This is a genomic window from Geobacillus sp. TFV-3, from assembly GCF_009901865.1.
Taxonomy (GTDB): Bacteria; Bacillota; Bacilli; order Bacillales; family Anoxybacillaceae; genus Geobacillus; species Geobacillus thermoleovorans_A.
The window spans coordinates 2,179,231-2,200,867 of sequence record NZ_MPSP01000001.1; the positions used below are offsets into that span (position 1 = coordinate 2,179,231).

At 53.5% G+C, this 21,637-nt stretch carries 18 protein-coding genes and 2 pseudogenes; all 20 read right to left on the minus strand.

Going from position 1 to position 21,637, the window contains the following annotated elements; genetic code table 11:
• Nucleotides 1-95: 95 nt before the first annotated feature.
• Nucleotides 96-527 (minus strand): YlbF/YmcA family competence regulator, encoded by a 432-nt coding sequence (locus BJQ97_RS10970; protein WP_160156600.1) that lies wholly within the window; start codon nt 525-527, stop codon nt 96-98.
• Complete coding sequence (miaB, locus tag BJQ97_RS10975; RefSeq protein WP_160156601.1) at nt 505-2,100, minus strand: tRNA (N6-isopentenyl adenosine(37)-C2)-methylthiotransferase MiaB; 1,596 nt, start codon at nt 2,098-2,100, stop codon at nt 505-507. The genes BJQ97_RS10970 and miaB overlap by 23 nt, the downstream gene beginning before the upstream one ends.
• A gap of 198 nt (nt 2,101-2,298) precedes the next feature.
• Complete coding sequence (locus BJQ97_RS10980) at nt 2,299-3,165, minus strand: 2-oxoacid:ferredoxin oxidoreductase subunit beta (protein ID WP_160156602.1); 867 nt, start codon at nt 3,163-3,165, stop codon at nt 2,299-2,301.
• The gene (locus BJQ97_RS10985) at nt 3,132-4,904 is read right to left on the minus strand and encodes a 2-oxoacid:acceptor oxidoreductase subunit alpha (RefSeq protein WP_160156603.1); all 1,773 of its coding nucleotides are present in this window, start codon (nt 4,902-4,904) and stop codon (nt 3,132-3,134) included. The genes BJQ97_RS10980 and BJQ97_RS10985 overlap by 34 nt, the downstream gene beginning before the upstream one ends.
• Nucleotides 4,905-5,059: 155 nt before the next feature.
• A pseudogene (locus BJQ97_RS10990) lies at nt 5,060-5,982 on the minus strand (dipeptidase).
• A 94-nt stretch (nt 5,983-6,076) separates the two neighbouring features.
• Complete coding sequence (gene spoVS, locus BJQ97_RS10995; protein ID WP_160156604.1) at nt 6,077-6,337, minus strand: stage V sporulation protein SpoVS; 261 nt, start codon at nt 6,335-6,337, stop codon at nt 6,077-6,079.
• 130 nt (nt 6,338-6,467) lie between these two features.
• Nucleotides 6,468-7,261 (minus strand): annotated as a pseudogene (locus BJQ97_RS11000) (TIGR00282 family metallophosphoesterase).
• A 101-nt stretch (nt 7,262-7,362) separates the two neighbouring features.
• The gene (gene rny / locus BJQ97_RS11005) at nt 7,363-8,919 is read right to left on the minus strand and encodes a ribonuclease Y (protein WP_011230797.1); all 1,557 of its coding nucleotides are present in this window, start codon (nt 8,917-8,919) and stop codon (nt 7,363-7,365) included.
• A gap of 372 nt (nt 8,920-9,291) precedes the next feature.
• On the minus strand, nt 9,292-10,335 hold the full coding sequence (gene recA / locus BJQ97_RS11010; RefSeq protein WP_160156605.1) for a recombinase RecA: 1,044 nt from the start codon (nt 10,333-10,335) through the stop codon (nt 9,292-9,294).
• Between the two features lie 177 nt (nt 10,336-10,512).
• On the minus strand, nt 10,513-11,757 hold the full coding sequence (locus BJQ97_RS11015) for a competence/damage-inducible protein A (RefSeq protein WP_160156606.1): 1,245 nt from the start codon (nt 11,755-11,757) through the stop codon (nt 10,513-10,515).
• Nucleotides 11,758-11,782: 25 nt separating this feature from the next.
• Complete coding sequence (gene pgsA, locus BJQ97_RS11020) at nt 11,783-12,361, minus strand: CDP-diacylglycerol--glycerol-3-phosphate 3-phosphatidyltransferase (protein ID WP_160156607.1); 579 nt, start codon at nt 12,359-12,361, stop codon at nt 11,783-11,785.
• A gap of 80 nt (nt 12,362-12,441) precedes the next feature.
• On the minus strand, nt 12,442-13,308 hold the full coding sequence (locus tag BJQ97_RS11025) for a helix-turn-helix domain-containing protein (RefSeq protein WP_160156608.1): 867 nt from the start codon (nt 13,306-13,308) through the stop codon (nt 12,442-12,444).
• 26 nt (nt 13,309-13,334) lie between these two features.
• Nucleotides 13,335-14,126, minus strand: a complete 792-nt coding sequence (locus tag BJQ97_RS11030; protein WP_011230791.1) for a DUF3388 domain-containing protein — start codon at nt 14,124-14,126, stop codon at nt 13,335-13,337.
• 132 nt (nt 14,127-14,258) lie between these two features.
• Nucleotides 14,259-14,507 (minus strand): DUF3243 domain-containing protein, encoded by a 249-nt coding sequence (locus BJQ97_RS11035; RefSeq protein ID WP_160156609.1) that lies wholly within the window; start codon nt 14,505-14,507, stop codon nt 14,259-14,261.
• Between the two features lie 62 nt (nt 14,508-14,569).
• Entirely contained in the window at nt 14,570-15,286 is a 717-nt protein-coding gene (ymfI, locus tag BJQ97_RS11040; protein WP_160156610.1) for an elongation factor P 5-aminopentanone reductase, read from the minus strand.
• A gap of 55 nt (nt 15,287-15,341) precedes the next feature.
• The gene (gene yfmH / locus BJQ97_RS11045; protein ID WP_160156611.1) at nt 15,342-16,631 is read right to left on the minus strand and encodes an EF-P 5-aminopentanol modification-associated protein YfmH; all 1,290 of its coding nucleotides are present in this window, start codon (nt 16,629-16,631) and stop codon (nt 15,342-15,344) included.
• A complete protein-coding gene (yfmF, locus tag BJQ97_RS11050) occupies nt 16,612-17,907 on the minus strand; it encodes an EF-P 5-aminopentanol modification-associated protein YfmF (RefSeq protein ID WP_160156612.1) in 1,296 nt (431 codons plus the stop codon). Before yfmF ends, yfmH begins: the two co-directional genes overlap by 20 nt.
• Before the next feature lie 137 nt (nt 17,908-18,044).
• Nucleotides 18,045-19,004: an ABC transporter permease gene (locus BJQ97_RS11055; protein ID WP_011230786.1), complete on the minus strand. Its 960-nt coding sequence runs from the start codon at nt 19,002-19,004 to the stop codon at nt 18,045-18,047.
• On the minus strand, nt 19,005-20,051 hold the full coding sequence (locus BJQ97_RS11060; protein ID WP_160156613.1) for an ABC transporter permease: 1,047 nt from the start codon (nt 20,049-20,051) through the stop codon (nt 19,005-19,007).
• Nucleotides 20,051-21,577, minus strand: coding sequence for an ABC transporter ATP-binding protein (locus BJQ97_RS11065; RefSeq protein WP_160156614.1), 1,527 nt, complete (start codon nt 21,575-21,577; stop codon nt 20,051-20,053). The genes BJQ97_RS11060 and BJQ97_RS11065 overlap by 1 nt, the downstream gene beginning before the upstream one ends.
• Nucleotides 21,578-21,637 lie beyond the last annotated feature (60 nt).

Consider the following 21,637-nt stretch of genomic DNA (forward strand, 5'->3'; position numbering starts at 1 on the left):
AAAAGCGCCTTTGTTCATGATGTCGGTCGGGCGCTTATAAGAGCGCGCCCATAAGAAAAAAAGCGCCCCGAAGGACGCTTTTGCGCCGCATGCCATCAATGGCAGCCGCTGTGTTTGTTGTAGCGAAGCGCGGCGCCGGTTTCACCGCGCAGCACGTCGCCGCCCGTTGAAGCGAGAATTTCATCAGTCACCGTATTCGAAATCGTCGAGGCGACGAGCTGAAGCAGGTCGTTCACATCGGATTGGGACTGCTGGAATTCACTGACGATCGGGATTTGCGCCAACTCTTCGTAAATGGCGTCAATTTTGGCCTCAACCCGTTTCAGCGCTTCATGTTTTCCGTAATGCTGGAGGTTGACCGCTTGCTTTTGCAGCGATTTCAGCTCGTTGATCAACGTGCGCACTTTTTCGTTTTGGTGGATTTTTTCTTCCGCTCGTTTGAAAAAGTCGACTTCTTCCGTTTCGGCGATCATTTTCGCCAGCTGCTTCGCCTGGACTAAGATATCATCCCGCGTATATTTTGCCATATTCATTCACCTCGGTCGCTTCATTGACTAGCTCGCCCGTCAGCGTCCACGTTTTCGCCTGTGTAATGCGCACGTTGACCAATTGGCCAATGAGCGATTTTGGGCCGACGAAGTGGACGAGCTTGTTTTTGCGCGTATAGCCGGCCAATACATCTGGATTGGTCTTGCTTTCGCCTTCCACGAGCACTTCGACGACTTGCCCTTCGTATTGCTTCATTTTCTTGGCCGCGATTTCTTGAACAAGGGCGTTCAACCGCTTGAGCCGCTCTTTTTTCACTTCCATCGGCACGTTGTCGGCCATTTTCGCCGCCGGCGTGCCTTCGCGGGGTGAATAGATGAACGTGTAGGCCGAGTCAAATTCGACTTCGCGGTAAAGCGACAGCGTTTCTTCAAACTGCTCGTCCGTTTCGTTCGGGAAGCCGACGATGATGTCAGTCGTCAAGGCGACATCCGGAATGGCCGCTTTAATTTTGCGAACGAGCTCCAAATATTCCTCGCGCGTATATTTGCGGCCCATCATTTTCAAAATTTCCGTGCTCCCTGATTGCACTGGCAAATGGATATGCTCAACCAAATTGCCGCGTTTGGCGAGCACTTCGATCAGCCGGTCATCAAAGTCGCGCGGATGGCTCGTTGTGAAGCGGATGCGCGCAATGTCAATTTTGCGCAGCTCATCCATTAAATCGCCAAGTCCATACTGGATGTCGGTGAAATCTTTTCCGTAAGCGTTGACGTTTTGCCCAAGGAGCGTAATTTCTTGATAGCCTTGGGCGGCGAGCTGGCGCACTTCTTGGATGATGTCTTCTGGACGGCGGCTTCGCTCCTTGCCGCGCGTGTACGGAACGATGCAGTACGTGCAAAACTTGTCGCAGCCGTACATGATGTTGACCCACGCTTTAATCTTCCCTTTGCGCACTTTCGGCAAGTTTTCGACGACGTCTCCTTCTTTCGACCATACTTCAACGACCATTTCTTTCGACATGTACGCCTCATGCAAAATGTACGGCAGGCGATGGATGTTGTGGGTGCCGAAAATGAGATCGACGTATTGGTATTGTTTTAAAATTTTATTGACAACCGATTCTTCTTGCGACATACAGCCGCACACGCCAAGCAATAAGTCCGGGTTCGTCGTTTTGAGCGGCTTTAAGTAGCCAAGCTCGCCAAACACTTTGTTTTCCGCGTTTTCACGGATCGCGCACGTGTTGAGCAAAATGACGTTTGCCTCCTCGGGACGGTCGGTCGGCTCATAGCCGAGCGCCATGAAAATGCCGGCCATCACTTCCGTATCGTGCTCGTTCATTTGACAGCCATACGTGCGGATGTAAAACTTCCGTCCGCGCCCCATGCCGCGAAACTCTTCAGGAATCGCAAAGTCTTTGACGTACTTGACTTCCTCTTTGCCGCGTTTCTTCGCCTCTTTTAAATTCGGCGGGAGAAACACGCTCGTGAAATATTTCTCATAGTCTTTCGTCGTTTTTTCTTTCAGCCGGTCCAAGGCGGATTTTCTGTCCGCTGGATGGCTTTCCGTTTTGATTTGTCCCGTTTGCTCCAAACGTTGTTTTTCGTTCATCGCAATCTCCATCTCCTTTCTGTCCAACATCATTATCATTGGATGCCCTCGGCAAATTTCTTCCAACTACACATTATCATAGTATATCGTCAACTGCCAAGAAACACAATGGGAATTGTTCCGAAAACCCGGAACATGCTATGATAGCAAAAAACACCCGATGAGGCAAGACCCCATTGGGCGTTAGTTGTTTCCATTTTACATAAACTCCGCCACAAGTTCGGCGAACTTTTCTTTGCTCATTTTCAGCTCCGCCTTGGCAAGCGGCGCCTCGCTGTAGCCCGGCACAAGCTCTTGGTACGACTTTTGTTCTTTGTTTTGATAAATGATCCCGGTGACGAGCCCATCGTATTTCATGACCGTCTGCATCGCCATCTCCCGGTCGGATGGGTCGTATCCTTCGATGTCGCTCACCTTGATGAGCCGCTCTTTGAACCACTCGTACGTATTCACTTTGTTGTACGTCACGCAAGGGCTGAAGACGTTGATGAGCGCAAAGCCTTTATGCTTGACGCCTTCTTCAATCAAGCTCGTCAATTCTTTTAAATCGCTTGAGAAACCTTGCGCGACAAACGTTGCTCCGGCGCTTAACGCGATCTCGAGGGGCGACAAAGCCGGCTCGATCGACCCGTGCGGCGTGCTTTTTGTTTGGAAGCCGGCAGCGCTGCGCGGCGATGTTTGTCCTTTCGTCAATCCGTAAATTTGGTTGTCCATGACGATGTATGTGATATCGATGTTGCGGCGAATGGCATGAACCGTGTGCCCCATGCCGATCGCGAATCCGTCGCCATCCCCGCCGGCGGCGATGACCGTCAAATCGCGGTTCGCCATTTTCACCCCTTGCGCCAGCGGCAAAACGCGGCCGTGCGTGCCGTGAAAGCCGTAAGAGTGAATGTAGCCGGAAATGCGGCCTGAGCAGCCGATCCCGGAAATGACCGCGAGTTCATGCGGCTCCAACCCGAGATTGGCGGCCGCGCGCTGGATGGCGGCCTGCACGGAAAAGTCGCCGCAACCTGGGCACCAGTTCGGTTTCACATCATTGCGGAAATCTTTAAAGGTGGCCATTGCGCTAACAACTCCTTGCATTTAGTATAGACGTCGCCCGGCAAAAACGGATTGCCGTCGAATTTTAAGACGCTGGCGATTTTGTCGGCATGCCCAACGTTCATTTTCAACAGGCTGGCCAGCTGCCCGGTGGCGTTTTGTTCGACGACGACGACCCGCTTCGCTTTCTCGACAAGCGGCCGCACGTCGTCAACCGGGAACGGATGAAGCAGACGGATGTGCGCATGGTTGACTTTGACCCCGTCTTGTTCGAGGCGCTCCATCGCTTCTTCAATGGCTCCGCGCGTCGATAAAAAGCCAACAAGGAGCAAATCCGGCTCTTCATGGCGGAGTTGTTTGTGCACCGGCGTCGGAAAGTGGATGTGCTCGAGTTTACGCATCCGCTTTTCCATTTGCGCCCGGCGGTTTGCCGCCGTCTCTGACGGGCGGCCCGTTTCAGCGTGTTCGACCCCGGTGACATGGTGGATGCCGTATTTTGTTCCCGGCAGCACCCGCGGCGAAACACCGTCCGGCGTGATTTCATACCGTTTGAAGTTGTCTTTGTCCGGAAGCGGGGGCAGCTCGCCATTCATCAGCTTGCCGCGGCGGATCTCGATCCGATCGTAATCAAGCGGTTCGACCGTCTGCTTCCCGAGCGACAGCTGCAAGTCCGACAGAAAAATGACCGGGCATTGGTATTCCTCGGCTAAGTTGAACGCTTCCGCCATATCGTAAAATGCTTCTTCCACCGTGCTTGGCGCCATGACGATTTTCGGAATCTCCCCGTGCGTGCCGTAGATCATCGCCAGCAAGTCCGACTGCTCTTGCTTCGTCGGCAAGCCGGTGCTTGGGCCGCCCCGCTGCGTGTCAACAACGACAAGCGGGGTTTCCGTCATGCCGGCTAGTCCGATCGCTTCCGCCATAAGCGACAGCCCCGGTCCAGCGGAAGCCGTAAACGCCCGCACGCCCGCATAGTTGGCGCCGATCGCCATCGTACAGGCGGCGATTTCGTCTTCTGTCTGGATGACCGCGCCTCCAAAATCGGGCAGCTTTTTAATCAAATACTCCATAATCTCCGAAGCCGGGGTGATCGGATAGGCGGCCATAAAACGCGCCCCGCCGGCGATAGCGCCCAAGGCGATCGCATCATTGCCGATCATGAACATTCTCCGTTTGCCGTCGGCTTTGGCCAGTTTCATCGTTTTCGCTTGACTGCCGAGCTCGTCTTTCATATATTGGGCTCCAGCGCGAATGGCTTCCATATTTTTCTCAACGACTTGCGCCCCTTTACGTCCAAATGTGTCCACGACAACGCTTTCGAATACGGCGGCGTCCAAGTCGAGCACCGCGCTCGTCGCACCGATGGCAACCATGTTTTTCATCAGCGGGTTGCCAAGCTTTGTGGCGATATCGGTGAATGGAACGGCGTAAAGCGCCACTCCTTTCCCCTCTGGAATCACCGGATTGAATTTGGCGTCCGCGATGACGATGCCGCCGCTATGAAGTTCGTGAAAGTTGACATCAATCGTCTCTTGGTCAAACGCCACCAAGATGTCTAAATCATCGGCAACCGCTCTCACCGGCTTTGTGCTGACGCGGATTTTGTTGTTTGTATGCCCCCCTTTGATGCGCGAAGAGAAATGGCGGTATCCATACAAGTAATATCCAAGGCGGTTCAGTGCTGTGGAGAAAATCTCGCCTGTGCTTTCGATTCCTTCCCCTTGTTGGCCGCCTACTTTCCATGAAAGCTGCTCAATCATGCTTTACACCCCTTTATGTTCACTCCAGCCTTTCGGCACTATTGTACCACTTTTCTGACAAGGAAACTAGCATTTTAGACGCCTTTTTCAGCCGGCGCCGCGGATGCCCTGTCTTCTATTCTAGGATACGCAGAGCCGAAACTCAGTGATATTCGTCACTCCGGCAAATGGGCGTAGAAATTGCCGAATAAAAAGCGGGACGCTTGTTCGGCGGAGTAATGCTTGTACAACTCGTTGACAAGCCTCGCATATTCCCTTGCCGTTCCAAGGCCCGCGACCGTCTCCGTTATGCCATCGAAGTCTGAGCCGAACCCGACGTTTTGTTCCCCCCGAGCGCGCATATATGGTCAAGATGACGAAGCACATCGGCGATCGTGGCCCCGTTTTTGTCCATCGTCAAAAAATACGGAACGAAATTCACGCCGATCAAGCCGTCTTTTTCAATCAGCGCGTTGATTTGTTCATCGGTTAAGTTCCGCGGGTGCGGGCATAGACGATAAGCGTTGGAATGGGAAGCAATGGGAAACCGAGCCATCTCGATGACATCCCAAAACGCTTTCTCCGATAAGTGGGACACATCGACCCATCGTTTCGCTTCATTCAGCAATTCCACGACTTGCCGACCAAACGCCGTCAACCCGGCCCCGCGCTTCTCCCATGCCCCATCGGCGACGGCGTTCGGAAAGTTCCACGTTAATCCGACGGAAGCAACGCCAAGCCGAAGAAGCGTCTTCAGCTTGACAAGGCTCGAACCGATCGCATCGCACCCTTCCAGCGTCAACATGGCGCCGATCTCCCCTTCTTTCAAGGAAGCGATATCATGTTTGGTCCGCACGAACTTCATGGATGGAAATGCCTCGATCACACGGGAAAAGAAGATGTCCACCATCTCCAGCGCAACAGTGAACCGAGCTTCCTCCGGCACCGTTTCCGGTATGTAGATGGCAAAGCATTGCACTTTCACCCCTGCTTCCGCCATCCCGGAAAGCGTGACGTGAAGCGAAGCTCCGTCGTAAAACGACAGAGACCGATCTTGCCATAACTTCATCAACACATCACAATGGGCATCAAAGATCATTCCGTTTCCTCCTTTGAAAAAGCAAAAAATAACCTGCCTGCCTTCGCCGACGAAGGCGTCAACAGGTTATGGCCGCCATTGTCCAATCATCCAATTAACGAGGTTCGACAATCAATTTGATCGCCGTTCGCTCTTCTCCATCGATGACAATATCCGTAAACGCTGGAATGCAAATCAAGTCCATGCCGCTCGGTGCCACAAATCCTCGTGCGATCGCTACTGCCTTAACGGCTTGGTTCAATGCACCTGCGCCGATTGCCTGAATTTCCGCTGCGCCGCGTTCGCGCAACACCCCGGCAAGTGCACCAGCTACAGAGTTCGGATTCGATTTTGCTGAAACTTTTAATATTTCCATTTTCTAGCTCCTCCCTCGTTTCCTTGGAAAATGGATTTCGCGAAAAGGTCTTCATTGTAACTATATTCACTGTTTCGACAACTATTCCTGCAAGGAAGGAGCTTGTTTTTAAAAATTTTTAAAAAACGAACTATTCGAAATAAGGGTGGTCATCGTTAATGATCAACCGTTCGATGCCAAGCGCCCGTCCGCTCTTTTCGTCCACATCGACATAAACGGCGTTCAGCTGGCTTCTTCCTTCCTTGACGCCGAAACGGACCGGCAGCCCGGTTAGAAATTTGCGCAGCACCGCCTCGCGATCGACGCCTAAAATGCCATCGTACGGTCCAGTCATGCCGACATCGGTGATGTACGCCGTGCCTTTGGGCAAAATGCGGTTATCGGCCGTCTGGACGTGTGTATGCGTGCCGATGACGGCGGATACACGGCCGTCTAAGTACCAGCCCATCGCCTGTTTTTCGCTCGTCGCCTCAGCATGGAAATCGACGATGATGACCGGCGTGCGCTCCGAAGCAGCGACGATCAATTCATCCGCTTTTTGAAACGGGCAGTCAATGGCCGGCAAAAACGCCCGGCCTTGCAAACTGATGACGGCGGCTTCGCCGTGTTCGGTCGGCACGTAGACGATTCCTCTTCCCGGGGTGCCAGGCGGGTAATTGGCCGGGCGGATGAGCGCTTTCGCTTGGTCGATAAACTCAAAAATATCGCGTTTGTCCCATGCGTGGTTGCCCAACGTGATCACATGAGCCCCCAAGCGAGGAGCGCCCGGTAAATCGGTTCGGTGATTCCTTTCCCGCCGGCGGCGTTTTCGCCGTTGATCACCACAACGTCCGGCCGATGTTTTTCCTTCAGCTTTGGCAAATAGTGCTCCACCATTTTTTGCCCCGGCGAACCGACGACGTCGCCGATAAATAAAATTCTCATCCCTGATCCCTTTCTAAACGAAAAATATCGCCTTGCGCCCATATCCGCATCGTTATACCCTCCTATTTTACGCACAAAAAAAGAAAGTGGCAATAGCCACTTTATTTCGCGTATTCGACCGCCCGCGTTTCGCGGATGACCGTCACTTTAATATGGCCCGGGTAATCGAGCTCTTCTTCGATTCGTTTGCGGATGTCGCGCGCCAGCCGGTGCGCTTCCAAATCGTCGATCATATCTGGTTTGACCATAATGCGCACTTCACGCCCAGCTTGAATGGCGTACGATTTTTCAACGCCTTCGTACGATTCGGCGATTTCTTCAAGCTTCTCTAGGCGGCGGATATAGTTTTCCAGCGTTTCGCTGCGCGCCCCCGGCCGCGCCGCCGACAGCGCATCGGCCGCCGCGACGAGCACGGCGATGACCGACGTCGGTTCCGTATCGCCATGGTGGGAAGCGATGCTGTTGATGACGACCGGATGTTCTTTATACTTCGTCGCCAGCTCGACGCCGATTTCCACATGGCTTCCTTCCACTTCGTGGTCGATCGCTTTGCCAATGTCATGAAGCAAGCCGGCCCGGCGCGCCAACATTTCGTCCTCCCCGAGCTCGGCCGCCATCAGTCCGGCTAAAAACGCCACTTCCACCGAGTGTTTCAAGACGTTTTGCCCGTAGCTCGTTCGGAACTTGAGCCGCCCTAAAATTTTGATCAAATCCGGATGCAAGCCGTGAACGCCGACTTCGAACGTCGTCTGTTCACCGACTTCGCGGATATGCTCATCCACTTCACGGCGCGCCTTTTCGACCATTTCCTCAATGCGTGCTGGATGGATGCGGCCGTCTTGGACAAGCTTATCGAGCGCGATGCGCGCCGTCTCGCGGCGAATCGGGTCAAATCCGGACAAAATGACCGCTTCCGGCGTATCGTCGATGATCAAATCGATGCCGGTCAACGTCTCGAGCGTGCGGATGTTCCGCCCTTCCCGTCCGATGATCCGCCCTTTCATTTCGTCGTTCGGCAAATTGACGACGGAAACAGTCGTTTCAGCGACATGGTCGGCGGCGCAACGTTGGATGGCAAGCGACAAAATCGCCTTTGCCCGTTTGTCTGCCTCCTCTTTCGCCCGTGTTTCCGCCTCTTTGATCATCATCGCAATCTCATGCGACAGCTCTTTCTCAACGCGCTCTAAAATGAGCTGGCGGGCATCGTCGCGCGTCAGGCCGGAAATGCGTTCAAGTTCGGCTTGTTGTTGTTTGACGAGCGCTTCCACTTTGCTTTCCATTTGTTCAATATGCTGTTGTCTTTCGTTCAACGCTTCTTCCTTTGCCTCAAGCAACGCCTCACGTTTGTTGAGCGCTTCATCTTTGCGGTCGAGATTTTCTTCCTTTTGCATCAGGCGGTTTTCTTGTTTTTGGAGCTCGCTTCTCCGGTCGCGGATATCACGCTCCGCCTCCGTACGCAGTTTATGAATCTCGTCTTTCGCTTCGAGAAGCGCCTCTTTTTTCAAGGCGTCCGCCTCGCGTTTCGCCTCCTCAATCAGCTGTTCGGCAGCGGCTTTCGCTCCGCCTATTTTCGCTTCGGCAATCGATTTGCGAACAAAAAAGCCAACAACGGCACCAATGACTAAGGCAAGCAAAGCGGAGATGATGATCGAACCCATCGTTTCACCTCCTCTTGCTGTTCGGTTTCCTTTCGCTCTCTCTTCTCACCGCCATGACCGGCGCAGATGGACATTCCCGTTTTCAATGCATTAGCTCAGTCGCTTGGCATAGCAATCGCCCGCGCGGCCTTCCGCACGAAGGCGGTCCGCCGCAGCGGGCGGGCGTATGGCCCTGCCGCGCTTATGGACAAATATACATGTTCATTGTAAAGGCGGTAATAGGAATTGTCAAGATATTACACCGACGCGCCTAGAGGATGACAACGGAACAAGACCGTTCCACACGCCGTCCTTTTTAGGCTTACCGCTCTCCTTGGCAGGCGAACGGATGGAAAAAGGCGCCCCGGCAGCTTGCCAGGACGCCTTGGACCATTATTCTTCAAGCAATCCGAACCCGTCTTGCTGCGGTTCGCTCGTTCCCTCTTCGACGTCGATGCCGTAATGCTGGCGGATGGTGCGGGCGATCTCATCGGCGATGTGCGGGTTTTCCTTCAAAAATTGCTTCGCGTTCTCCCGCCCTTGGCCAAGCCGCTCATCTTTGTACGAATACCACGAACCGCTTTTTTGCACAATGTCAAGTTCGGACGCCATGTCGATAATTTCCCCTTCGCGGGAAATGCCTTCGCCGTACATAATGTCGACGTCAGCCGTTTTAAACGGCGGCGCGACTTTGTTTTTGACGACTTTGATTTTCGTCTTATTGCCGACCATATCGTTGCCTTGCTTGATTTGCTCAGCGCGGCGCACCTCTAGGCGGACGGAAGCGTAAAATTTGAGCGCCCGCCCGCCCGGCGTCGTTTCGGGGTTGCCGAACATGACACCGACTTTTTCGCGAATTTGGTTGATGAAGATGGCGATCGTTTTCGATTTGTTAATGGCGCCAGACAGCTTGCGAAGCGCCTGCGACATGAGCCGTGCTTGCAAGCCGACATGGGCGTCGCCCATCTCCCCTTCAATTTCCGCTTTCGGCACGAGCGCCGCCACCGAGTCGATGACGATAATATCGACCGCGCCGCTTCGCACGAGCGCTTCAGCGATTTCGAGCGCCTGCTCTCCCGTGTCAGGCTGGGAAAGCAGCAATTCATCGATATTGACCCCTAATTTTTGTGCGTAAATCGGATCGAGCGCATGCTCTGCGTCGATGAAAGCTGCTTGCCCGCCCCGCTTTTGCACTTCAGCGATCGCGTGAAGGGCAACGGTCGTTTTCCCGGACGATTCCGGGCCGTAAATTTCCACAATCCGCCCGCGCGGATAGCCGCCGACTCCTAACGCGATGTCGAGCGCCAGCGAACCGCTCGGCACGACCGACACTTTGCGGTCGACTTGCTCGCCGAGCTTCATGATGGCCCCCTTGCCAAACTGTCGTTCAATTTGTTTTAATGCCTGCTCCAATGCAGCTTGACGATCTTGGTTCACTAACCTAACTCCTCCTTATTCTAGGACTACTTATACTATACCGCGTTTCGCGGCCATTGCCAAGCAAAAAACGAACGTTCATTCGTTTTTTCGGTGGAGAAACTAGCAACAATCGCCATACTCATGCGGTGGAAAAAACGATGTGCGGTGGAGAATGGAGAAGAAGGGGGCGACCGATCAGCAGTCGGCCGCCAGCATCTCAAGCAGAAAAAAACAGCCGTATTTGGCGGTGCGGATGCGAATGGCATCACGCGTGCCGGACAGCGTCAAACGGTGGACAGTCGCATCGCGCCCGCGGACGGCGATGCCGATATACACAATGCCGGGCGGGTGGCCCTCAAGCGGATCGGGTCCGGCGACACCGGTGAAGCTGATGCCGATATCCGCATCGCACATCGCACGGACGTTTTCAGCAAGCAAACGGGCGCACGGCTCGCTCACCGCCCCTTCTGCCTCAAGCAGCGGGCGCGGTATGCCAAGCACCTGTTCTTTGACGCGATTTGTATAGCAGACGACACCGCCCTGCACGACTTGCGACGCGCCGGGGATGGCGGTGAGCTGTTCGAGGAAAAGGCCGCCGGTCAAACTTTCGGCCGACGCGACCGTCCATCCTTTTTCTTTTAACCGCTCGAGCGTCTTTGTAAACAACGTTTCATCGTTATATCCGTAGCAGTAGCGGCCGACGCGCGCTAAAATGGCCGCTCCCGCTTCGTCAAGAAGCCGCTTCGCCTCCGCCTCATCCTCATGTTTCGCTGTCAGACGAAGCATTACTTCACCGTCGCCGGCCAGCGGCGCGATCGTCGGGTTCGACTGGGCGTCGATCAAATCCGCAATCGCCGTTTCAAGCGCTGATTCGCCGATGCCAAAAAAACGGAGCACGCGCGACTCGATGCGTTCGGAAAGCGAAAACGTGCGGCGCAAAAAGGCGCTTCCGTATTTTTGGAACATCGGCTGCATTTCTTTCGGCGGCCCAGGCAGCAGCATGTACGTGATGCCATTGACCGAGAGAGCCATCCCTGGCGCCATGCCGTGCTCGTTTTTCAGCACCGTCGATCCTTCCAAGACGAGCGCCTGCTTTTTATTGTTTTCCGTCATCGGCCGGTTTGTGCGAGCAAAATACGCCTCAATCGCTCGGAGCGCTTCCTCGTCGATCACAAGCCGGCGGCCAAGCAAACGGGCGATCGTCTCCTTCGTTAAATCATCTTTCGTCGGGCCGAGGCCGCCGGTGAAAATAATGAGGTCGGCTCTCGTTTGCGCCGTTTTCACCGCCTGCTCGAGGCGGACGGTGTTGTCGCCGACGACGGTATGGAAATAGACGTTAATGCCGAGGGCGGCGAGCTGCTGCGACAAAAACTGGGCATTTGTATTGGCGATTTGCCCAAGCAACAGCTCGGAGCCAACGGCAATGATCTCCGCGTTCAACAGACTCCCCCCTTTTTGTGCCCGGCTATTTTGAATGGGAAAACGCATGTCTGTTTTTCGCAAAATAATCCCAGCCAGACCAAATCGTGAAAATAACCGCTACCCACAGCGCCAATTCAGCGAACGGAAACGAAATGAGCGAGAATGGGAAGTTATGTAACAATAAAGCGGAAACGGCGACAATTTGCGTCCATGTCTTGACTTTGCCAAGCATGTTGGCAGCAACGACTTCCCCCTCGCCGGCAAGCACGAGCCGCAAGCCGGTGACGGCAAACTCGCGGCTGATGATGACAATCACCATCCATGCCGGAACGGCCCCGAGCTCGACAAGCACGATAAGCGCCGCCGACACAAGCAATTTATCAGCAAGCGGATCTAAAAATTTTCCTAAATTCGTCACTAACCCGTATTTGCGGGCATAGTAGCCATCGATCCAGTCCGTCGCTGAGGCGATGATGAAAATGAGCGCGCCGGCAAGATGGGCAACCGGAAGCTCTGTCCCGCCTATTTGGATGCTTCCCCACCCAAACGGAACGAGCATCACAATCAAGAAAAACGGGATGAGCATAATTCGCGCTACCGTAATTTTATTCGGCAAGTTCACCACAAATACCTCCGCTCATTCAACATAGTTCAGTCCGTGCGAAAAGCAGGCGCCTTCCTGCGGAAAAGCGCCCTGTTCCATTATTTCTTCAACACGAAATGCAGCTTTTGGTACACTTCCTCTTTCGGGGCAAACGGATAGGCAAACGGCTGGCCATTTACCTTCATGTCGACGTCCAGCGTACGCCCGATTTTCACCCACACTTCGCTTTCGGCCGACAAATCGAACGTTTTCGTCTGCCCGCTTGCCAAGTTGCCGCGGTAAAACGTATGGCCTTTCGTATTGTATACTTCGACCCATGACGTTCCTTTGGATGAAAGCTCGATGGAGAACGCGCCGGAGCTGGCGACTTCAATCGTCGCCATGTTGCCGCGCTTTTCCGTCACATTCATCGCCGGCGCCGGCTGTTCATTTTGCTGCCCGTTTTCATTCGTTGCCTTCTCATCCGCTTCCTTCGCCGGCTGCTTTTGTTTTGCCTGCTCAAGCGGCGAATGTTTCGGTTTTTCGACCTCTGCTGTTTTGGGGCTTGTCTTTGTCGGCGGTTTATTTGCGGCGCCGTGCTGGAGCAACACCCAAACGAGGACAGCCGCCCCGATGACGACCACCGCGACAATCACTTTCGGCAGCCAATCGAGCCATTTCGCCCCCTCGGCAGACAGTTGCTGGCGCGTCTTCACGCGCGACAGCGTCTGCGGAATGTCATCTTGATAAGACTGGGGAATGTCCTGTTTATACTGTTCAAACAGCTCATCCGGATCAAGTCCGACCGCTTCAGCATATTGCCGGATGAAGGCCCGCACATAAAAATTCCCGGGCATGATGGCATAGTTGCCTTCTTCGATGCCGATCAAATACCGCTTTTGAATTTTCGTCATCTCCTGTAGCTCGTCCAAACTCATATTTTTTTCTTCCCGTGCTTCCCGCAAACGTTTTCCTAGTTCCGTCAACGGCCAACACCTTCCACTTTTTTAAATTAAAACCCAAATTCGGAAAACCCGTCATCGCCCAACAATGACGGGCGGTCAATCGCTTCGTAGGAAATATCTTCGTCCGGTTCATGGCGCAGCTCAATAATATAATCAAAATCATCGAGCGTGTATTCCGTATGGCGAACAAACATGTCCGGATGCTCGACGACTTTCGTCGCCTCAAGGCGCATGAGCTCACGGATGAGCTGCCAGTGTTGCTCATTCCCGCGGCGCGTTGAGACGATGCCATCGATAATGAAAATGTTGTCCTCGCTATACTCATCTTCCATCAACTGCGTGCGAACCGTCTGTTTAATCAGCGTTGATGAAACAAACAGCCATCGTTTGTTGGCGCACACGCTGGCGGCGACGATCGACTCTGTCTTGCCGACGCGCGGCATCCCGCGGATGCCGATTAGCTTATGCCCTTTTTCTTTAAAAAGTTCCGCCATAAAATCGACAAGCAGTCCAAGTTCATCGCGGACGAAGCGGAACGTTTTTTTGTCATCGGCATCGCGCTGGATATAACGGCCGTGGCGGACGGCGAGGCGGTCGAGCAGCTTCGGCTGGCGCAGCTTCGTCACCGTAATGTTGTCCATCGTCCGCAAGATCGTCGCCAACCGTTCAATTTGCTCGTTATTGTCGCACAAAAGCAACATGCCGCGGCGCGAATCCCGGACACCGTTGATCGTTACGATGTTAATGGACAACATACCGAGCAGCGAAGCAACGTCGCCGAGCAACCCCGGGCGGTTGACATGGATTTCATATTCCAAATACCATTCCTGCTTGCCCATCCCGTTTCCTCCCTTGCCGGTGTCCGCACGAACGTCTTATGCTAAGTTCATACTACTATAATTATAAATGGAAAAGCAACCGAAAAGGAGGAAGAAAAAAGAGAGGGAGACCCCCTCTCTTTTACCGGGTGATTATTTTTGTTGGACCAGCTTGACCATCATGTTGGCAAGGGCGTGCTGCTCTTTTTCATCCGCAACGCTCCAAAGATCGGCCAGCACCCGTTCTTCCGGGTTTTTCGGGTCGACGTGTTTCGCCAAATAATCCCCGATTTGGTAAGCGACATCCGTGATCACTTGCCGAGTCAATCCTTGCTGTTGCGCTTGTTCTAAACGTTCCGCCAAAAAGTCTTTCCATTGTTCAAAATTATCCAGTACCGACATGTCAATCCCTCCTTGTTGAATGTTTCAAGGATAGTTTGCCTGCCGAACCGGAAAATATACGTTCAACAATACCAGCCGCCGTTGACTGAAATGACTTGGCCGGTGATATACGAAGCGGCGTCAGACAGCAAAAACGCCACTGTTTCCGCCACCTCATCCGGGGTGCCGAGCCGGCCGGCTGGAATTTCGTCAGCGAGCGCTTTAAGCTCCTCAGCGCTGAACGACCGCAGCATATCGGTATCAATCGCCCCCGGTGCAACAGCGTTGACGCGAATGCCGCTTGGGGCAAGCTCCTTGGCAAGCGCCTTGGCAAACGCGTTCTGCCCTCCCTTTGTCATCGAATACACCGCCTCGCACGAAGCGCCGCACAATCCCCAAATCGAGGAAATGAACACGATATGACCGCGCTTTCTCGCCACCATTGATGGGATCAGCCTTTTGATGAGCAGCGCCGGGCTTGTCATGTGAAGCCGCACCATCCGCTCGATTAATTCATCGTTCATGTCGGTCAACAACCCATAATAGCTCGCTCCGCTGTTATAAATGATGACATCCACCGGACGGTTGATTTGTGCAAGCAGCCGATCGACCCCATCCGGTGCTGACAAATCGGCCTCAATCGGCACAATATGCACATCATGAAACTCTCCTTTCAGCGCTTCAATCGACGCCCGTCGCCGATGGTAATGAAGAAAAAGTCCGTACCCCTCCCGAGCGAGCACACGGGCGATGCTTTGTCCGATGCCCCCAGAGGCTCCAGTGATCAAAGCGTAGTGCATGAAACCATCCTCTCTTTTTTTGCCGTAAAAAAGCATCCTTCGCAGGAAGGATGCGTTATAGCTCTTTTGGAACGACTTGGCAAACAGCGATTTGCGAATCGCGGAAGCAAGAAGAGGCAACCGCTGCGATGTCGTCCATGACAAGGGATGAAAGCGCCGGCAAAATGTCAAACAAGTTGGATCCGTAAAACGCGTAGCGCGTGAACTGGTTGGCGATGTATTCCGGCGAGTTGAGGGCGCGCAAAAAGGCGCCGATTTTTTTCTTTTTCACCCGTTCAAACTCTTCCTTTTCTATAGTCTGCGCGGCAAACGACAGCAACACCGTTTGAATTTCCGAGGCGAGCCGTTCAGCGTCCCTCGTGTCGCCGCCGACCAGAGCAAAACCGAATCCACGCTCTTCCGTATAGTCGTACATGAACGTATCATCGATCAGCCCTTCGCGGTACAGCCGTTCATAATGCGGCGAACTTTTTCCAAACAAATAGTCCAATGCAACGTGGAAGGCAAGCTCATGCCGAAGTTTTTGTTCGCCGGCTTCCGGAACGGACGGCGCTTTGACGCCGACAAAACATTTGTTCGTCTTCACATGCATCGGAATCACTTTTTTCTTTTCCGCTACTGCGCTCGGTTCTTCATACGAAAAACGCTTGACTTCCGGGGCTTGCGGGAACGATTTTTTCGCCTGGTTATCGCGGATTTGCTGCATGATTTTTTGTTCATCGACCGGGCCGACGACAAACAAAAGCATGTTGCTCGGGTGGTAAAACGTTTCATAGCATTCATACAGCAGCTCTTTCGTAATTTGGGCGATCGATTCAACTGTGCCGGCGATATCGATTTTGACCGGATGATTGTGATACATACTTTCGATGGCGCCGAAATAGACACGCCAATCCGGATTGTCGTCATACATTCGGATTTCCTGGCCGATGATCCCTTTTTCTTTTTCCACTGTTTTGTCAGAAAAGTACGGGGTTTGCACAAAGTCCATCAACGTTTCCAAGTTTTTCTCGACGTTGTCGGTGCTTGAGAACAAATAGGCGGTGCGGGTGAACGTCGTAAAGGCGTTCGCTGAGGCGCCTTGTTTGCTGAACTGTTGGAAAACGTCTCCATCTTCTTTTTCAAACAGCTTATGCTCCAAAAAATGGGCGATGCCGTCCGGAACGCGCTTCATCTCCGTTTTACCGAGCGGGACGAACTGGTTGTCAACCGAACCGTAGTTCGTAGTGAATGTCGCATATGTTTTGTTGAATCCTTTTTTCGGCAAAATGTACACGTCAAGGCCGTTGTCCATTTTTTCATAAAACAGCTCTTCGTGCAGCGTCTCATACATCCGTTTTTCCATCTTCCGTCGCCTCCATTCCGGTCAAAAAGTACACCGTATCGAGCTCCACCTTGCCAGCGACGCGCACCACATCCTCGCGCGTCACTTGATTGGTGCCGGCAATCCATTCATCGATTGGGCGCTTTCGCGTTGAGACGACGTTATGGTACAACACCTCCACAAGCCCGCGCGGCGTATCGAGCGTCTCAAGCAGCTGGTTGCGGATGACCGCTTTCGTCTGCGCCATTTCGTCATCTGTGAAATCGCCGTTTTTCATCGCCTGCATTTGCTCATCGATGATGCGGCGCGCCTTCTCATAGTTGGCCGGTTCAATGCCGGACATGACCATCAAAAGCCCTTTATGGCTCTCAAGCCGTGAGGCGGCATAATAGGCAAGGCTCGCCTTCTCGCGGACGTTGATGAACAGCTTCGAATGGGAAAAACCACCAAAAATTCCATTAAACATTTGCAAGGCGTAATAATCGTCATCTTCATACGTCACATTTGTCCGATAGCCGATGTTGAGCTTTCCTTGCTTTACGTCCTGCCGCTCAATGACTTCGCGAACTTCCCCGCGCGGCTTGACAGAGATCATCGATGCGCGCTCCCGCTTTGGGCGGTCCGGCAAAGAAAAGCGCTGCTTCACCGCATTGAGCACCGCGTCTTCAGCCACGTCGCCAATGACATATAGATCCAGCTCATCCTCGGCCAGCGCTCGTTCATAATAGCGATACAGTCGTTCCGCCGTGATGCCGTCCACCTCTTCAAGCTCGCCGTTCGGTGAGAGGGCGTACGGTTCGCCTTTGCACATTTCTTCTACAAGGCGCATATTCGCATAGCGCATTTTGTCATCATACACCGCCTGAATGCGTTGACGGAGCGCCCGCTTTTCCTGCTCAACAATGTCAGCGACAAACCGACCGCCATCAAGCGCCGGGCGGAACAGAAGATCGGCCAAGAGCTGAAACGCTTTCTCCAAAAGCGGCGTTTGCTCCGGCAAAAATCGTTCATTGGCGACATCGATGCGAATCGTCATGATATGATGTTCGCCTTTTTTCGTTAAATCGACATTCAGCGTCGCTCCGTACAGTTCATCCAAATAGGTGCGCAGCGCCTTAACGCTCGGATAGTCGGCCGTGCCGCTTTGCAAAACGTATGGCAAAAGCGCGCGCAGCGTGACCGTCTCTTTAGCAAGAGGGGCCTTCATTTTCCAAACGATTGTGTTCGTTTTGTACTTATCGGTCGAAATCGTATGGACGCGAACCGGTCCGACCGCTGTAACTTTTTCGTCGACCAATCCAACTCCTCCTTACTTTTTCTCTTTGCCTTTATTGTAAAGCGTCTTATCAACAATATACCTTTTGCCAATGGAAAAATGCAAATCATTCCATTCAGCAAAAAAACGGCCGTCCGTTTTTCGGACAGCCGCTTTCATCACCGTTTTCCTTTGATGTATGGCGTGCCGGCCGCTTTCGGCGCCTCAGCGCGGCCGATGAAGCCCGCCAGCGCCAAAATGGTGAGCGCATACGGGGCGATGAGCAAGTAAACGGTCGGGACGTTTTTCAAGAACGGAATCGTTTGCCCGACGATGCTTAAGCTTTGCGCCAACCCGAAAAAGAGCGCCGCCCCCATCGCGCCGATCGGATGCCATTTGCCGAAAATCATCGCCGCAAGCGCCATAAATCCGTGCCCGGAAATCGTCGCATGGCTGAAATCGCGGGAAATGATCGTCGCGTATACTGCGCCGCCCAAGCCGCCGAGCGCGCCGCTGATCATGACAGCGATGTAGCGCATTTTGGCGACATGAATCCCCATCGTATCCGCCGCCATCGGATGTTCGCCGACCGCGCGCAGCCGCAGGCCAAACGGCGTTTTGTAAATGACATACCATGATACAAACGCCAGCGCAATGGCGATATACGACGGCGCATACGCATTGGAAAACAACAGCGGCCCGATGACAGGAATGTCGCTTAACACCGGCACATCAATTTTGTCAAACCCGACTTGAATTTGGTCCGTCTGCCCCTTGCCGTACATTTTTTTCACTAAAAACAGCGACAGGCCAAGCGCCAAAAAGTTGATCGCCACCCCGCTTACGACTTGGTCGGCGCGAAAGGTGACCGACGCGACAGCGTGCAGCAGGGAAAATACAGCGCCAACCACCATGGCAGCCAATAAGGCAAGCCACGGCGTCCATTCGCCAAATCGATCGGCAAACGTCAAATTAAAGACAATGCCGACAAACGCACCGATGGTCATCAATCCTTCAAGCCCGATGTTGACGACGCCGGACCGTTCGCTAAACACGCCGCCAAGGGCGGTGAAAATGAGAGGAGCCGCAAAGAAAATCGTTGTCGGGACAATCGTTTGCAAGACGTCATACACGCTCACTTACTCCGCCCCCTTTTGCCAACGAGATAACAGCCAGCGGATCATGTAGCTGGATGCAACAAAGAAAATGATGAGCGCGATAATAATATCGACAAGCTCGGTCGGCACGCCGGCGCTTGACGGCATTTCCAACGCCCCGACTTTCAAGGCCCCAAACAACAAGGCGGAGAGCACAATGCCAAACGCGTTGTTTCCTCCGATCAAGGCAACCGCAATGCCATCAAATCCAAGGCCGGTAAAGCCGGCTTTCGTCGAGATGTTTCCAAATGTGCCAAGCCCCTCCATCGCCCCGGCGACGCCGGCAAAAGCGCCGGAGATGACCATCGCTAAAATGATGTTGGCGCGCACATTCATGCCCGCGTACTGTGACGCATGTTGATTGAAACCGACCGCCCGCAGCTCAAACCCTTTTGTCGTCCGCTCAAGCAAAAACCACATGACAAATGCGGCGGCGACAGCGATGAAAATGCCGTAATGCATGGTGGAATGATGCGTAATGGCATCAAAAAAGTCGGAGTGAAGCGATGCGCTTTCTTTCACCGGCTTTGATTTAAATCCCTCATCAGACAAAACGGAACGGATGATGGCGTTCGTTACATGCAAAGCAATATAGTTCATCATGATCGTAATAATGACTTCGTGCACTTTTAAATACGCCTTCAGCACACCCGGAATCAAGCCCCATAGCGCCCCGGCCAACGCGGCGGCCAACAAGGCAAGCGGCAAATGGATGATTTTGGGCAAATCAAAGGACCCCCCGACCCAGACGGCAGCGAGCCAGCCGACGATCAGCTGCCCTTCAACCCCGATGTTAAACAAACCTGTGCGAAAGGCAAACGCCACCGCCAAGCCCGTTAAAATGTATGGCGTCGTCTGGCGGATCGTTTCGCCGATATAGTACGTATCGCCAAACGCCCCGTACACGAGAGCGCCAAAGCCGGCGATCGGGTTGTAGCCGCTTGCAAGCATCACGATCGAACCGGCGATCATGCCAAGAAGAACGGCCAACAACGGTATTAAAAATTGCTGGAGACGATTCGACTTCATCACGACACACCTGCTTCCTTCCGTTTGCTTCCAGCCATCAACAACCCGAGCTCCTGTTCGGTTGTTTCTTTCGGATCAACGATGGCGACGATGTTTCCTTCGTAAATGACAGCGATCCGGTCGCTGACGTTCATCACTTCGTCAAGCTCAAACGAGACGAGCAGCACTGCTTTCCCACGGTCTCGCTGTTCAATGAGCCGTTTATGAATAAATTCGATCGCTCCAACATCAAGCCCCCTCGTCGGCTGGGCGGCGATCAACAAGTCCGGATCGCGGTCGACTTCACGGCCGATGATCGCTTTTTGCTGGTTTCCGCCCGATAGCGCCCGCGCCTTCGTATATTCATCTGGCGTGCGCACGTCAAATTCGCGGATGAGCTGACGCGCTTTTTCGTAAATGGCTTGAAAATTCAGCAGACCCCGTTTCGAGTACGGCGGCTGATAGTACGTTTGCAGCACCATGTTTTCGCCGATCGGAAAGTCAAGGACAAGCCCATGTTTATGCCGATCTTGCGGAATATGGCCGACGCCGGCTTCGATGATTTTGCGCGGCGGCAAATTCGTAATGTCTCGGCCGTTGAGGCGGATGATCCCTGATTCCGCTTTGATCAAGCCGGTTATGGCTTCAATGAGCTCGGTCTGGCCGTTGCCGTCGACTCCAGCAATGCCCACGATCTCGCCGGCGTGCACCGTCAAGTTCAAACCGTTGACCGCTTTGATCCCGCGCGCATCCTTGACGACTAAATTTTGAATTTCCAACACCGGTTTTCCCGGCTCAGCCGGTTTCTTAGCGGTTGTAAACTGCACCTCGCGGCCGACCATGAGCGCCGCCAGTTCGTTCGGATTCGTCTCCGCCACATTGAGCGTCGCAATTCCTTTGCCGCGGCGGATGACGGTGACGCGGTCGCACACTTCCATAATTTCTTTGAGTTTGTGCGTAATTAAAATGATGGATTTTCCCTCGCGGACGAGCGTGCGCATAATTTGCATGAGCTCGCGAATTTCCTGCGGTGTCAAGACTGCTGTCGGTTCGTCAAAAATCAAAATATCAGCGCCGCGGTAAAGCGTCTTTAAAATTTCCACGCGTTGCTGCATGCCGACGGAAATGTCGGCGATCTTCGCTGTCGGATCGACCGCGAGTCCATATCGTTCCGACAATTCGCGCACTTCCCGCTCCGCCCGCTTCATATCGATCGTTCCGGCCCGCGTCGGCTCGCTGCCTAAGATGATGTTTTCCGTCACGGTGAACGTATCGACGAGCATAAAGTGCTGATGCACCATGCCAATGCCAAGATCATTGGCGACGTTCGGGTCGGTGATGCGCACCGGCTTTCCTTTCACGCGGATTTCGCCGCCGTCAGGCTGGTATAACCCAAACAGCACGTTCATGAGCGTCGATTTGCCGGCCCCGTTTTCGCCAAGCAGAGCGTGTATCTCCCCCTTTTTCACTTGCAGCGTAATGTTGTCATTGGCGACAAACGTGCCAAACACCTTGCGGATATTGAGCATTTCAATCACGTATTCCAAGCGATTCACTCCTTACTCAAGCAAGGTCAAAATCACAAAATGAAAGGCGGCAGCGAAACA